A 1,007-nucleotide genomic window follows, 5' to 3' on the forward strand; every position below is an offset into this window, starting at 1 on the left:
AATCCTTTGGCGACAGCAGTCATGAAGTCATGCTCCATCCCCGCCCCTGCGCCGTGAGCAAAAACAAACAGCGGCCCGTTTTCAGGCCCCTCAACTATCCACTGGCTCATCCAATACTTCCTCTTGTTCTTTTCTCGCCGTTGCCAGCATCCAATCTCTAAATGTGGCGATGCGTCCCATGTCTGCCTGCCGCTCATGGCACACCACATAGAAGGCATTTTTGAAGATAAGCACCTCATCAAATAGCGCAATCACCCGTCCCGCTTCCATTTCTGGTTTCGCTAACACGTTGTTGCCCAATGCTACGCCTTGTCCGTGTGCAGCAGCCTGCAGCACCATAGTCGAGTGGCTGAAAATCGGACCGTGATTCACGTTAATGCCTTCGATGTTGTAATGACGAGCGAACTGCTTCCAATCTTTACGCGAAGTATCATGTAACAAAGTGTGTAATTTGAGGTCACTTAAAGATTCTAATGGTTTGTTACCTAAAAGTAACGAAGGTGAACAAAGTGGGATCAGAAACTCTTGGTACAGTTTATCCGCTCGTAAACCCGGCCAGTTCCCACGGCCGTAGTAGATCGCTACATCTACATCATCAGTCAGTGAACCTTCATCCATATCCACAGCTTTGATGCGTACATCGATGTCTGGCTCTTGGGCATTAAAGTCCGCCAAACGAGGCACCAACCACTGAATGGCAAAACTCGGTGGCAAGCTGATGGTCAACGCGCCTTTTTCACTACGTTCCAATACCTTATCGGTCGCTTCAGCAATCGAGGTAAAGATGTCTTTGATGTCGAGAAAGTAACTTTGCCCTTCTTCTGTTAACAGCAAAGAACGGTTACGGCGACGGAAAAGTTTTAGAGATAGAAACTCTTCTAGGGCTTTAATTTGATGACTCACTGCGGCTTGAGTCACAAATAACTCTTCTGCCGCACGCGTAAAACTGAGATGACGAGCGGCTGCTTCAAATACTCGAAGCGAATTTAAAGGAGGCAATCTGCGAG

The 1,007-nt window shown here is 47.9% G+C and carries 1 protein-coding gene and 1 pseudogene; both read right to left on the reverse strand.

From position 1 onward, the window contains the following. Positions 1–110, reverse strand: a pseudogene (locus tag R7E47_RS25435) (alpha/beta family hydrolase); the annotation flags it as partial. Then, positions 91–1,007: transcriptional regulator GcvA (locus tag R7E47_RS25440; protein ID WP_318085607.1), on the reverse strand; the 917-nt coding region annotated here is incomplete at its 5' end. The gene R7E47_RS25440 and the pseudogene R7E47_RS25435, both read right to left, overlap by 20 nt.

Origin of the sequence: Vibrio sp. Vb1026, from assembly GCF_033338745.1 — a bacterium.
Classification (GTDB): Bacteria; Pseudomonadota; Gammaproteobacteria; order Enterobacterales; family Vibrionaceae; genus Vibrio; species Vibrio alginolyticus.